The organism is Olsenella sp. SW781, assembly GCF_012027725.1.
In the GTDB taxonomy this organism is placed as follows: domain Bacteria; phylum Actinomycetota; class Coriobacteriia; order Coriobacteriales; family Atopobiaceae; genus Thermophilibacter.
This window is the reverse complement of sequence record NZ_SJOU01000018.1, coordinates 1-12512: the sequence shown is the minus strand read 5'-3', so window position 1 is coordinate 12512 and position 12512 is coordinate 1. Positions and strand designations below refer to the sequence as shown.

Below are 12512 nucleotides of genomic sequence, written 5' to 3'. Positions count from 1 at the left end.
CGACAAATGACGAGAAGAACCCGGCACTTCTCGTCGCCTTGCGTCAATTCGGCCGGCACTCCCTGCCGGCACGTATAGGTGCCGCCTACCAGTCGCAGTACCTCCGGTATACCTCTTCGAGCCTCTGGACCACAGACATCCCGAAGGCCTCGTGATACGGCGTCCCTCCGACCGTGAAGTAGGACAACCCAGCGACGACAGTCACCTCGATCGTGCCCCTCGTCGTGGTCTCGACGATGAAGACGGGCTCGGTGCCGGACATGTCCCGCAGCCGCCCGCCAAAGCGCGTGCCCGCCAGGTCCGAGATCAGGCCGGCGACGTACTCGCGGTCCTCGTTGCCAAGCGTGACCTCGGTGAGGCCGTGGTTATCCGTGAGGCGCACGGACGCCACCTCGTCGACGCGGAGGTCCTCGAGCGGACGGCGGACCGGAGACGCGACGCACCAGACAAGGCACGCGAGCGCGGCCAGCCCGCAGAGCGCGGCAACAACCACCCGACGGTGGCTCCTCGTCAGCTCCATGACGGTCACCCCTAGGTCCCTCTCGGCAGTCCAAGCCGACCGCCTCGAGAAGACTGTCGCACACGCCGTACCGCCCGGTTGGCGACGCGCGGGATCAGGGTTGCATCCTCCGGACGCGTCGCCCTTCTCGTCAGCGCCGCCCTCCGCTCGGCGCCGCCCTCCCGTCGGCGGCGTCCTCCCGTCGGCGCCGCCCTCCGCCCGCCGCCGTCCTCCGCCCCTCCCCTCAGCTGGTTGCGTAATTTATTACATTCAAAACCATGTAGCAACAGGCCCCAGCCGGGCGATTCCGCCCATTTGGCCCCGATTGCTACATGGTTTTCCATGTAATAAAAAATGATTCGATGCTACCGCCATCATCCGCATCGTTTCGCACTGGCAACGCTCGCTACAGCGGAAGGCTGACCTCAGCGGCAAAGATGCCGGGCTCGTTGGCCAGGTTGAGGAACCCCTCGTACTTGTCTACGACGGCCGCCACGCGCTTCATGCCCAGGCCGTGGTTGCCGCGCTTCTCCGAGATGTAGTTGCGCGCGTTGAAGCTGGGATCCTCCACGGCGGAGTTCTGGATGCTCACGTAGAGCTGCGCGCCCCGCGCGGCCAGGTAGACGCGCAGCCAGCGCTCGCCCGCAGGCAGCTTCGCGCAGGACTCGAGCGCATTATCGAGGAGGTTCCCCAAGATCACGCAGAGGTCCACGTCGTCAACCGTGAGCGACTCGGGAACCACGGCCTTGCAGGTCACGCCCACGCCGCCCTTCTCGGCAAGGCTGAGCTTGGAGTTCAGGATGGCGTCCACCATGAGGTTGCCGGACTTGACGTAGGTGTCCACGCGATCGAGGTCGCGCTCGAGGTCGTCAAGGTAGGCGGAGAGCTTGTCGAGGTGCCCCGCCGCAAGGTCGGCCTTCATGACCTGCAGGTGGTTGTGATAGTCGTGCCGCCAGCCGCGCATGTCCAGGTAGATGCCGCGGATCTCGTCGTACTGGCGCGAGAGGACCTCCTGCTGGAAGCGCTCCGTCGAGGTCTCGAAGCCGCGGCGCAGACGCTCGAAGCCACCCGTGAGCAGCAGGTAGACGAGAAGCTCCACCGCGAGCGCGCCCGCCGCGACCATGGGCCCTGCCAGGGCGACCGCGACCGAGCAGAGCGCGAGCACGCAGGCGAGAAGGACCGTCTCGCGGAGGCTCGCGCTCCCCCGCCGGCGCGCGCCGAGCGCGAACATCAGCCAGAGCGGCGCGCCAACGAGCGCTGCGGCAACATCGGCCGACGCGACGCCCCCGCCCAGGCCGACGGCGCAGGCGAGAAGGACGCAGACCAGCGCGCCCGGCGCCGCGACGGGAGCCCACATGAGCGAGAAGGGCTCCTCGTCGAAGAAGGCGTCGAGCAGCGTGAGGACAAGCGTCGTCACGGCCCATGCGACGGGGACGCCCCAGGGGACGCCGCCGGCGAGCGGGTCCGCGGCCGTGCCCGTGAGCACCCAGGACCAGAGCTCACCGCCAAACCATCCGCAGGCAAGCGCGGCCGCGCAGATGGCAAGCGCGACCGCCCACGCGCAACGCCCCGCATGAAGGCGTCCGAGCCCGCGAACGTATGCGGCGTACACGACAAGCAGCGCCACCTGTGCCGCGAGCGCGATCATGCGAGCGTCCCCCGACACCACGCGAGCCACGCACGATTGAGCTCCTCCCAGCGCCCGCGCGCGATGGGGAGCATGTCGCCCGTGTCCATCTCCACGTCACGTCGCGTGATGCGCCGCACGTGCGGGAGGTTCACGAGGTAGGAGCGGTGCGTCTTGAGAAAGAGGCCCGACATCCGAGAGAGCTCGACCTCCAGCCGGGCGATGCCCCGCATGGAGACGAGTCGCGTGCCGTCCGCGAGCGTGACCAGCGTGTCGTGACCGCGCGCCTCGAGGAAGCAGACGCGCGTGAGGGGAACGCGGCTCGTCTCGCCCGCCGACTCGACCACGAGCACGGGCTCTTCTCGCCCCACGCGGTCGAGCGCCCGGTCGAGCGCCGCGTCGAGCTTCTCGGACCGCACGGGCTTGAGGAGGTAGGAGACGGCGTCCACGTCGTAGCCGTCGAGCGCGTGGTCGATGATGCCGGTCACGAACACGATCTGCGCGCGCTCGCCGCGGGAACGCAGCTCGCGGGCGAGGGCCATGCCGTCTAGCCCGGGCATCTCGATGTCGAGGAGCGCGATGTCGCACGACGCGTCGTCGAGCGAGAAGAGCAGCTGCTCGGCGGACGCAAAGGCCACGATCTCCGCCTCAACGCCGCGGTGCCGAGCCCAGTCACGCGTGAGCGCGCCGTAAAGCTCTCGGGCCGCTTCCTCGTCATCGACGACGGCAACGCGCAGCACGTCCTTCTCCCCTCCCCTCACGACCTGTGAAAAGGGGACGTGTTTTTTCGCGCAGAGTTTTTGGGACAGGTTTTTGCTCGGAGTTCAGCGTGGCGTGCGCCCTGCCGACCTGTCCCAAAAACTCTGCGCGAAAAAACACGTCCCCTTTTCACACATAGTAGCTCGCTTGGGCGTCCCAGAGCTGGGCGTAGAGTCCATGCTCGGCAAGAAGCTCCTCGTGCGAGCCGCGCTCCACGACGCATCCGCCGTCAAAGACGATGATGTCGTCGCAGAACCGGCAGCTGCTCATGCGGTGCGAGATGTAGATTGCCGTACGACCCTCAACCATGCGGTCAAACCCCGCGTAGACCTCTGCCTCGGAGATGGGGTCGAGTGCCGCCGTGGGCTCGTCCAGGATCACGACCGGCGCGTCCTTGTAGAGCGCGCGGGCCAGCGCGAGCTTCTGTGCCTCGCCGCCCGACGGCGTCACGCCGTCGCCCAGGTCCTTGTAGAGGCGCGTCTCCAGCCCCTCGGGCCACGCGCGCACGAAGCCGCCCGCCCCCGCCTGAGCGAGCGCCTTCCACAGGCGCGCTTCATCGCGCCCATAGCCCGCAGCAAGGTTCTCCCACACGGGAAACGCAAAGAGCTTGAAGTCCTGGAAGACCACGCCAAAGAGGTCGCGGTACTCCTCCTCGTCGTACTTGCGGATGTCCACGCCGTTCAGCGTGATGCGCCCCTCCGTGGGGTCGTAGAGACGGCAGAGCAGCTTGATGAAGGTCGTCTTGCCCGCGCCGTTGGGGCCCACCACGGCGAGCTTGCCCAGCGTGTCAATCCTGAGGTTGACGTCGCGCAGCACCCAGGCGTCCGTCCCCGGATAGCGGAAGCTCACGTGCTCGAAGGCGAGCTCGAACTGCCCGTCGTCGCGCTTCTCCGGCGGGATGGAGCCTGCGGGGCGCGGGTCCTCCATGTCCATGAAGTCGAGAAACTCCTGCAGGTAGCCGCAGCACTGGCGCAGGTCCCCGTTGTTGGACACGAGCGCCGTGTACGCCGCGCCAAACTGCGCGAGCGCTCCCGCGTACTGCGTGAAGGCGCCTACGGTGATGGCGCCCGCAAGGACCTTCACCGCAACGAGCGCATAGGACGCCACCGTGAATACGGCGTTGACAGCACTCGTCCCCACGTCGATTCGTCGCTCACTGGAAATCCACCGATCGAAGTACTCCAGCGAGGCCCGCTGGTTCTTCTCGAGATTGCGCATAAGCATGTCACCCATGTCATAGATGCGGGCCACCTTGGGGACGCGCCGGTCAAAGAGCACGAGGTTGAGCAGGTACCTGATGCGGTTCTCTACGGAGGAGTGCGTGCTCGTGACCCAGTCCAAAAGACGCGCGCGAAAGCGGCCCACCAGCGTGTTTCCGCCGAGCGCAACAAGAAGGACGAGCGCCAGCAACAGCACCGAGACCGCGGGCGAGGCAACGACGCCGAGCACGCCCGTCGACACGGGCTGCGCAAACGCAAGCGCCACCACGAGCGAAACGCAGGTGAGCATGTTGACGGCGGCCCCAATGAGGTCGCGATAAAAGCGCGGGAGCGTGCCAATGCTGCCGTGCATCTGGGCGGTCCGCTCGATGTAGGCAATGCGCTCAGCGAGCTTGGGGTCCTCGGCGGTCTCGTAAGAGAGCGAGAGAGCCTTCTCGCGCAGCATGAGGCTGAAGCGCCAGGCACACCGCATCCCACCGACCGTCGCACGTCGCCTGCAGCGCGCGCAGACGCATGAGATCACAAAGGACGTCACCACGAGCGCCGCAGCATAGACCACGGTCCTGCGGAGCTCAAGCGCCACGAGCGCGTCCACGAGCCCAGCCGTGAGCGCAAGTCCCACGTAGATGCCCGCCACCTGAGTGAGCGCGTAGATGAGACTCACCGGCAACAGCGCCGGGTCGATCTTGCGCACGAGGGCGAGCAGCCGAAGGCCCGTCCTGTGAAACGCCAGACTACTCAGCATCCTCGTCGCCTCCCCCGTGCAAAAGTGACTGTCCCTTTTGCACGCCGTCCTCGTAGTAGCGCGCCTGGGTCTCGAACATGCGGGCGTAGCCGCCATCAGCGGCCATGAGCTCGTCGTGCGTGCCCTGCTCGGCCACGTGCCCGCCCTCCATGTAGAGAATCCGCTCGCAGAAGCGCGTGGACGAGAGCCGGTGAGAGATGAAGACGCTCGTCTTGCCCGCCGTGAGCTCGTCGTAGCGCTCGTACATCTGACGCTCTGCCAGGGGGTCAAGCGCCGCGGTCGGCTCGTCGAGAAGGACCACGGGCGCGTCCTTGTAGAGCGCGCGGGAAAGCATGAGCCGCTGGGTCTCGCCGCCGGAGAGCGAGACGCCCTCGGGGTCCACGTCCTGCCCAAGGTAGGTTGCAGTGCCGTGCGGCAGTCCCGCGACCTTCTCGGCGAGGTCCGCGTGGGCAAGGCACGCGTCCAAGCGCGCGAAGTCCACGTCCTTCTCGCTCGACGAGCAGCTCACGTTGTCCGCGACCGTGAACGAGAAGGGAAAGCAGTCCTGGAAGACCACCGAGAACTCGCGCCACAGGCTCCGGGAGTCGATGGAGGCAACGTCGGCGCCGTCGAGGTAGATGGCACCGGACGTGGGACGATAGAGCCCGCAGAGAAGCTTCACGAGCGTAGTCTTGCCCGCGCCGTTGACGCCCACGAGGGCGATCTTCTCGCCAGAGTGGATGGTGAGGGTGAGGTCATGTACCGCGTCCGCCTTGCCGTCATATGAGAAGGACACGTGGTCGAGACGAATCTCATGCGCCCGTCCGGGATTGGGGGCGGCATTTGTGCCGCTGACGGCGGGGATGCAGTCGTCGTGGACCTCTCGATAGGCACTTACGTGACGCAGCTGGACCGTGAGCTCTGAGAGGCTGTCAAAGGCGGCCTGCATCCAGGTGCCAAAGCCGGAGACCATGCCCGCGAGCAGCAGAAACTCCGGAAGGCCAATCAGACCCGCAAAGAGAAGCCAGATGAGCGCGGCATAGGAGACGCCGTCGCGGACGAGGGCACAGGTTGCCGCCACGTACCCCGCCCGCTCGAAGGCCCCGTACTCGATGTCCCTGAGCTCCACGTTGCGATCGAGCACCTGAGCGAAGGCGCGCTTGAACCACGCGCTCATGCGGTAGAGGCGGATGTCCTTGCCGTTGGCGGGATCGAGCGCCTGCCGTCTGAGGTACTCGAAGGCCTCGCTTGCGGCGAACTCGTCGTCCATGACGGCATAGCTCTTCTCGTTTGCCCAGCGGTTTGCCGCGATGGAGGCAACGGTGAGCAGCACGAGCGGCACGAGCAGCCACGGGACAAACGCGCCGATGACAGCCGCGTACGCCACCATGCCGAGCGCCCCACCAACTGCTGCAAAGAGCCGGCGCAGCGCCTCCTCAACGCCCATGGAGCTGTCGTTGAAAAACGCGCGGGTGGCGAGGTCGAGCTTCTTGTGCGCCTCGTCGCTCTCTATGTAGCGGTAGTCCGCAGCAAGCGCGTCCCGGCAGAGGTCGAGACCGCCCCAGACGCGAGTGAACACGTAGTACCAGTTTGACTTGGCCTGCGTCCAGGTCTTGAGCACAACGAGCGCCTGGAGCAGGGCAGCCGCGCCGGCCACGAACGCAAGCGCGACGAGCGGCTCCGCGCCGGACGTGAGCGCCGCGACCACGACGCTGGGGAGCGCGGCCGCAAGGAAGGGCTGCGTCACGCCTGCGGCAACGTCCAGCGCGCACACGGCAAGCGCACGCGGTCCGCAGATGCGGACAAGCCAGCGAAGGAGCTTCGCGACGTTGCTCCCAAAGCCGTAGCGGCGTTGAGCCTCCACAGCAGCTTTCGTCTCTTGCACGTCGTATCACATCCTTTCACCTCCAGTATGTGATACGGCGCGCGAGGCGGGCGCGGCGAGATTCCGCACGAGTTGCATGGTTTTCCGCGCGAGATGCACGAGGAGCGCCTCCGTCGCACGGTTGTGACAGGAACACTGAGGCAGCTTGTCACGAAATCGTTTGACCGTGCAAAGGGGACTGTCCCCTTTGCACGGTTGGCGACACGCGGGCTCGGGCTGATATCCTCCGGACACATCGTCCTTCTCGTCAGCACCGTCCTCCATCCCCTCGTCTCGGTTAATTGGAATATTCATTACATTCAAAACCATGTAGCAACAGGCCCCCAGGGGGCGATTCCGCCCATTTGGCCCCGATTGCTACATGGTTTTCCATGTAATAAATTTGTAATCTATTTTCCCCGGCGAGAATCAGCCCGGACAACGAGCCCCCGAAGACCCGCTATCACCCCGCCACGGCGCAGAGGCCGGCGAAGTAGCCACCCGCGGCCGTGAGCGCGGCGTAGGTGCCCCGCTCGACCACGTGGCCCTCGCGCAGGACGAAGATCTCGTCGTAGCGCGCGAGCAGCGCCGGCTCCAGCCGGTGCGTCACCACCAGGCGCGTGGGCCCCTCGAGGTCCAGGATCGCTCCTGCCACCTCGGAGGCCGTCCTCGCGTCCAGCGCCGACGTCGCCTCGTCGACGAGAAGGACCGGTGTCTTTCGCAGCAGCGCCCGCGCGATGGAGACGCGCTGCCGCTCCCCTCCCGAGAGGTTGGTGCCGCCCTCGCCGCATTCGTACCCCAGGCCCTTCTCGGCGACGAGCTCGCCCAGGCCGGCGCGGCGGCACGCATCCAGCACGGTGGCCTCGGGGAAGTCCCGGAACATCGTCACGTTGTTTCCGAGCGTGTCGTCGAAGAGGAATACCTGCTGGTCGATGAGGCCCATGAGGTCGCAGAGACTCCCCGCGTCGACGTCGCGCAGCTCGTGTCCGCCCACGCGGATGCTGCCCGCGTAGCCGTCCTCCCCGCCCATGAGGAGGTTAAGCAGTGTGGACTTTCCGCTTCCGGATGCGCCCACGAGAGCGTAGCGCCCGCCCAGGGCGAGCGTGAGGCTCACGTCAGAGAGCACCGGCTCCCCGCCGTCGTAGGCAAAGCCCACGTGGTCCAGCACGACGCCGCCCGCGAGGTCGCGCCCGACCCTCTCGCCCCGGCGCGCCTCGTTCTTCTCGGCAGCCTTCGCGAGCTTCTCGATGAGGCCGGCGGCGGCCCGGCGGCTCGCCAGGAACTGCGGCAGCACGTTGATGGGCATGACGATGTAGTTGCACAGGTTCACGAAGACGAGCACCGTGCCGGCCGTGACCTCGCCTGTGACGGCGAGCCACGCGCCCGCGAGGAAGACGCCGAACTGCAGGAGCGACCCGCAGAGGTTCTCGCTCACCGCGCCGATCAGGCACTCCCACCAGTAGCGGCGTCGCTTGAGGCCCTCAACCTCGGCGTTGGCCGCGTCGAAGAGACGGCGCGCCTCGGCCTCCGCGCGGAAGGCCTTGACCACGGAGAAGCCCGCGAGCAGGTCGCGCAGGCGGGAGACGAAGCGCTCGTTGCCGGCCGAGACCGCCCGCTCGCGCTCCCCCATCTCGCGCCCCATGGCAACGGACACCGCGAGCGGCGCCGCGCTGAGCGCCACGGCCACCGCCGTGAGCTGCGCCGAGAGCGCGAGCATCATCGCGAGCGACCCCGCGAGCAAAAGCGCGTGGTAGACGATGAGGAAGCCGCGCTTGAGGTAGCCCTCCTCGATGGAGGCCACGTCGTTGGTGAGCAGCGAGAGGTAGCTGCCCGTGTTCTCGCGGGCGAAGGCGCGCACGCCCTTCTCTGAGAGGCGCTCGAACGCGAGCGACTTGTACTGCTCGAGCGCGCGGTAGACAAAGGCGCACTTGGCGCGGTACATCCCCAGGCTCACGGCGAGCGACGCGACGAGGAACACGCCGCAGAGCGCGGCCAGGTGCGCGAGCGCGGAGGCGTCGCCGGTGCCGATGACGTCGATGATGCGGCCGAGCAGCCATGATCCCACGAGCGCGGCGGGCACGTCGAGCACCGTGAGCGCGAGGGCGGCGGCAAGGTTGAGACGGTTATCACGATAGAACGCGCGGACGTAGTCGCGCGCGGCGGCAGACATGGTCGACTTCATGGTCTTCTCCTATCAGGCGGAACTGATATGTCGAGAAGGACCTAGAGCATGACGATCCTTCGCCGGGTACAGTACGCTACCACCCTACAATGCAGCTCCGACACTGGCAAGTCCTGCTCGGCCAGTGGAGGCGTGCGGCAGAATGGCTACCTGCCGACACTCATATGTGTCGGCCGCACAGCGACCTTCCACCGGCAGGCGTTACCAAACGCCTTTCCTTCACTATGATTGACGCGTCGAAGGGAACACCCATGATTCAGACACTCCCCCTTGCCCCAGAAGACATTCCGGAGAAGGCGGCAGTCCATGCGCAGACGTGGCAGGAGACCTATCGGGGACTGCTGCCGGACGAGCTCAACGACACAATCACGCCGCAGTTCGCCGAGGACGTCACGCGCCGGCTCACCAGCCTTCGCACGCTCGTGGCGAAGATCGACGGGAGAATCGTCGGATACATCAGCTGGTCGGACCGGTGCCGCGAGCACTTCAGCGTCGACGGAGCGGCCGAGGTCGGCAACCTCTATGTTCTCCGGGAATTCCAGGGCCGAGGCGTCGGCCGCGCGCTCCTTGACGCCGCCCTCAGGTGCATCGGCGAGCGGGACGTCGTGCTGAGCGCGTTCTCCTCGAACGCCGCCGCGCTCGGTTTCTACGAACACGTAGGGTTCGTGAGAACTGGGGTCACCTTCGACGAGGGGCCCATGGAGGAGACCGAACTGGTCTTTCGGCACAAGAGTGGCACTTGACCGCACCGTCAGGGTGCGACCGACGCGGAGACGCCATGCCCCGGAGCCCTCGACGAGGGGGGCTCGTCGGGCAATCCTTCTCGACGCTTCCAGCGCTCAGGACTCTGTCGAGAAGAACGCCGAGGCTGCGACTCCGCACGTTCATCTCTCGTATCCGGGATGCGGCCGCCATCCCGTCACCTACTACACACGGCCGCGCGTGAAACGTGACAACCCAAACGGAGCACGGCGAGCTCTGGTACATCGAGGTACGTGACGAGGGCGCGGAGAGCGGTTGGCGAGCGATCGGCGACGTCACGCTCCGCTCGAATGACCTCCCCATCGTCATAGGCGAGAAGGACCTGCGGTCGCGCCACGTCGGGCGGCGCGTGGTCGAGGCGCTCTGCGAGCGGGCACGCGGCCTCGGCTGGCGCGAGGTCCTCGTGGGCGAGATCTACGACTGGAACGTCGCGTCCCAGCGGTGCTTCTCGGCCGCCGGCTTTGAGCCCTACGAGCGCACGGAGCGCGGGACGCGCTGGCGGCGGGGACTGTAGTCACGCACAGCAATGCTCCATTCGATAATGTTGGCTGAATCAAGTTTTCTGTATACGGGTAGACTCACCCATACGCTCGGCGGCGGGACCGCGCACTAGGCAGCGCCACTCCTTGCGAAAGGAGGTGAGTTGCCAATGGACCTCGCCATTCAAATCCTCAAGCTCCTGACCGCTCTTGTCGGGCTTGCGGCCGCGGTGGTGGGCACCCTTCCCAAAGTGCGTAGTCAACGACGTAAAACGGCGAGGGGCCGCAAGCGCTTGCACTAGCGGCCCCGAACCCAAAGACGACGCTGCCTAGGCCACCACGCGTAGGCCGCCGTCGAGCTCATTGTACCCTACAGAAGGGCATGTCAATCAGAGAACGACGTCTTTGCGCACCTTGTCCTCATGCGCCCCAATTATGGGAGACCCTGATATAGGCGACGCACCCCATCGCGTCACTGCAGGTAAATCCGAGCCTCTCGTAGAGCGTGCAGGCCGCCGATCCATCGTCCGTGAGGAGCTCCATCTGGTAGACGCCCGAGAATCGCTCAATGACGGCCTGCATGAGCTGCTTCCCAATGCCTCTGCGCTGATACGACGGCACAACGATCAGGTCCTGCACAAAGACGATCGTGGCTCCGTCGCCCACGGCACGTGCGATCCCTACGAGCTTATCGCCCGCAAAGGCGCCCCAGACCGCGAGGGAGCCCGCATACCCCGTGCGCAGCCTCTCAGGGCGATTAGTGTAGTTCGTCCAGCCGACCGTCTCGTACAGGGCGAGAATCTCGATGAACCGCGAATCCCGCTCGCTGGGCAAAAGCTCTCGGACCTCAACTTTGTCGCTCAAGCAGCTCTCCTTTAGTGTGACAATCTGCTCAGAGCAGATTGTCACAGAAATCGGGCAAGGCGCAAAGACGGGAGGCCGTCATGTACCTCATCGACTCAAAGCCCACGCCGGACGACCGACACGTCTGCGTCATCTGGCTCTCGCGCGCGGGGTTTGTGATGGGCCCGGACAAGCGGCCCGTCGAGGCCGAGTCCTCCCCTGCCTCCGTTGTGGCCGAGGTTGCCGCGAAGCACCTCACGGCGCGGCTCTTTTCTCCCGGGAGGCGCTGCTTGAGCCGGCTGGAGATTAGCGAGATCTCCTCGCTTCGGAGAGGCCTCGAGACCTGGCCGGTCATGAAGGACGTCATCAAGTATCACGAGTCCATCGTGCTCGCCACGCCCGTCTTTGACGGACGTCTTCCGGGCATCGTCACCGAGGCGCTCACGAAGTTTGGCCCGTACGACCTTGCGGGCATCACCGTGCTGCCCGTCATCACGCTTGCCGACAGCACGGGCGAGGTCGGAGACGCACTGCTCACGGACATGCGGGAGGCGCTTCCCGGCGCCACGCTCACCGAGCCGCTCGCCCTTCTCGGCGAGACGCCCGAAGCCATCGAGCCCCTGCTCGCGCCCCGTCTCGACGATCTCATCAAATGATTCAAAAGGGGTCTGTCCCCTTTTGAATCACGCGCGGCGAAGGCGGACGGCGGTGCCGGAGCAGCAGGTCATGATCATGCCCTCGAAGGTCTCGTAGCCGATGGAGGCACCCACGATCGCGTCAGCCCCGAGCGCGTCGGCACGGGCCTGCATCTCTTCGAGCACCTCGTTACGAGCGCTCTGGAGCTCGTCCTCGTAGCCGGCAGAGCGGCCACCAAAGATGTTGCGCACGCTCGCCCCGATGTCGCGGAACATGTTGATGCCGCTCACGGCCTCACCGGTAACGATGCCGAGGTAGTCCGTGATCTGATAGCCCTCAACGGAGTTGGTGGTGGTGACAATCATGGCGTCCTCCTTCAGACGGTTCGTGCGACAAGCGTAACGACAAGCTCGGCCCCTTCGAGGCGGGCCGAGAGGTCCATCCCCTGGGCCTCGGCGAGCTTCGCGGCGACGGAGAGGCCGAGGCCCGAGCCCACCGTGGCGCGCGAGGCATCCGCCTGATAGAAGCGCTCGAAGAGGCGGTCGGCGTCGATGACCGAGGGGTCGGCAACGGGGTTGGAGAACTCCACGACGACGCCGTCCCTCTCGCCCCCTGGCGCCCCCGCCGCCCGCGCGCGCACCGAGAGCGGCCCCGAGCCGTGCCGCAGGGCGTTGGCCACGAGGTTCTCCACGATGCGCGAGAGCGCCTCGGCGTTTGCCTCGACGGTCACGCCCTCGCAGTCCAGCGTGGGCTCCCAGCCACGCGCCTCAAACTCGGGATAGTGGCCGAGAAGAACCTGTTCCAGCAGGGGCCTCAGGGCAATGGGCCCCAGCTCAAGCACGGTATCCGGATCTGCTGCACGCGCATACGAGAAGAGCTCGTCCAGAAGGCCCGACATCGCCGCCAGCCTCGCGTCT

General features: G+C 66.3%; 13 protein-coding genes. 4 read left to right on the top strand and 9 right to left on the bottom strand.

Translation table 11 applies throughout. From position 1 onward, the window contains the following. Window positions 1-85: 85 nt before the first annotated feature. The 6 genes from E0L17_RS09630 to E0L17_RS09605 all read right to left on the bottom strand — a co-directional run bounded on the left by E0L17_RS09630 (window position 86) and on the right by E0L17_RS09605 (window position 8875). Entirely contained in the window at window positions 86-520 is a 435-nt protein-coding gene (locus tag E0L17_RS09630; RefSeq protein WP_167931024.1) for a hypothetical protein, read from the bottom strand. 385 nt (window positions 521-905) lie between these two features. Next, entirely contained in the window at window positions 906-2177 is a 1272-nt protein-coding gene (locus tag E0L17_RS11295; RefSeq protein ID WP_206109106.1) for a sensor histidine kinase, read from the bottom strand. Next, window positions 2144-2887, bottom strand: coding sequence for a LytR/AlgR family response regulator transcription factor (locus tag E0L17_RS09620; RefSeq protein WP_167931023.1), 744 nt, complete (start codon window positions 2885-2887; stop codon window positions 2144-2146). Before E0L17_RS09620 ends, E0L17_RS11295 begins: the two co-directional genes overlap by 34 nt. A gap of 127 nt (window positions 2888-3014) precedes the next feature. Beyond that, complete coding sequence (locus E0L17_RS09615) at window positions 3015-4850, bottom strand: ABC transporter ATP-binding protein (RefSeq protein ID WP_167931022.1); 1836 nt, start codon at window positions 4848-4850, stop codon at window positions 3015-3017. Further along, window positions 4840-6693: an ABC transporter ATP-binding protein gene (locus E0L17_RS11290; RefSeq protein ID WP_167931021.1), complete on the bottom strand. Its 1854-nt coding sequence runs from the start codon at window positions 6691-6693 to the stop codon at window positions 4840-4842. Before E0L17_RS11290 ends, E0L17_RS09615 begins: the two co-directional genes overlap by 11 nt. 463 nt (window positions 6694-7156) lie before the next feature. Continuing rightward, on the bottom strand, window positions 7157-8875 hold the full coding sequence (locus E0L17_RS09605; protein WP_167931020.1) for an ABC transporter ATP-binding protein: 1719 nt from the start codon (window positions 8873-8875) through the stop codon (window positions 7157-7159). Window positions 8876-9126: 251 nt separating this feature from the next. Here E0L17_RS09605 and E0L17_RS09600 point away from each other — a divergent pair, with 251 nt between their 5' ends. The 3 genes from E0L17_RS09600 (at window position 9127) to E0L17_RS11135 (ending at window position 10418) form a co-directional block, all read left to right on the top strand. Beyond that, a complete protein-coding gene (locus E0L17_RS09600) occupies window positions 9127-9618 on the top strand; it encodes a GNAT family N-acetyltransferase (protein WP_167931019.1) in 492 nt (163 codons plus the stop codon). A gap of 206 nt (window positions 9619-9824) precedes the next feature. Then, window positions 9825-10151, top strand: coding sequence for a GNAT family N-acetyltransferase (locus tag E0L17_RS11285; protein ID WP_167931018.1), 327 nt, complete (start codon window positions 9825-9827; stop codon window positions 10149-10151). A 135-nt stretch (window positions 10152-10286) separates the two neighbouring features. Next, window positions 10287-10418: a hypothetical protein gene (locus tag E0L17_RS11135; protein ID WP_286163421.1), complete on the top strand. Its 132-nt coding sequence runs from the start codon at window positions 10287-10289 to the stop codon at window positions 10416-10418. 118 nt (window positions 10419-10536) lie between these two features. Here the strand turns inward: E0L17_RS11135 and E0L17_RS09590 are convergent, their stop codons facing one another. Beyond that, the gene (locus E0L17_RS09590; protein WP_286163420.1) at window positions 10537-10980 is read right to left on the bottom strand and encodes a GNAT family N-acetyltransferase; all 444 of its coding nucleotides are present in this window, start codon (window positions 10978-10980) and stop codon (window positions 10537-10539) included. An 80-nt stretch (window positions 10981-11060) separates the two neighbouring features. On the opposite strand from E0L17_RS09590, the gene E0L17_RS09585 reads away from it, so the two are divergent. Continuing rightward, on the top strand, window positions 11061-11615 hold the full coding sequence (locus E0L17_RS09585) for a hypothetical protein (RefSeq protein ID WP_167931017.1): 555 nt from the start codon (window positions 11061-11063) through the stop codon (window positions 11613-11615). A 27-nt stretch (window positions 11616-11642) separates the two neighbouring features. On the opposite strand, the gene E0L17_RS09580 is transcribed toward E0L17_RS09585, so the two are convergent. Then, on the bottom strand, window positions 11643-11960 hold the full coding sequence (locus E0L17_RS09580; RefSeq protein ID WP_167931016.1) for a YbjQ family protein: 318 nt from the start codon (window positions 11958-11960) through the stop codon (window positions 11643-11645). A gap of 11 nt (window positions 11961-11971) precedes the next feature. Next, the coding region (locus E0L17_RS09575) for a sensor histidine kinase (protein WP_167931015.1) at window positions 11972-12512 on the bottom strand (541 nt) is incomplete at its 5' end.

Excerpts from the sequence above, each read along its gene's own strand:
- E0L17_RS09630 (WP_167931024.1), bottom strand. The coding sequence starts at position 520 with ATGGAGCTGACGAGGAGCCACCGTCGGGTGGTTGTTGCCGCGCTCTGC.
- E0L17_RS09615 (WP_167931022.1), bottom strand. The coding sequence starts at position 4,850 with ATGCTGAGTAGTCTGGCGTTTCACAGGACGGGCCTTCGGCTGCTCGCC.
- E0L17_RS09605 (WP_167931020.1), bottom strand. The coding sequence starts at position 8,875 with ATGAAGTCGACCATGTCTGCCGCCGCGCGCGACTACGTCCGCGCGTTC.
- E0L17_RS09600 (WP_167931019.1), top strand. The coding sequence starts at position 9,127 with ATGATTCAGACACTCCCCCTTGCCCCAGAAGACATTCCGGAGAAGGCG.
- E0L17_RS11135 (WP_286163421.1), top strand. The coding sequence starts at position 10,287 with ATGGACCTCGCCATTCAAATCCTCAAGCTCCTGACCGCTCTTGTCGGG.
- E0L17_RS09585 (WP_167931017.1), top strand. The coding sequence starts at position 11,061 with ATGTACCTCATCGACTCAAAGCCCACGCCGGACGACCGACACGTCTGC.
- E0L17_RS09580 (WP_167931016.1), bottom strand. The coding sequence starts at position 11,960 with ATGATTGTCACCACCACCAACTCCGTTGAGGGCTATCAGATCACGGAC.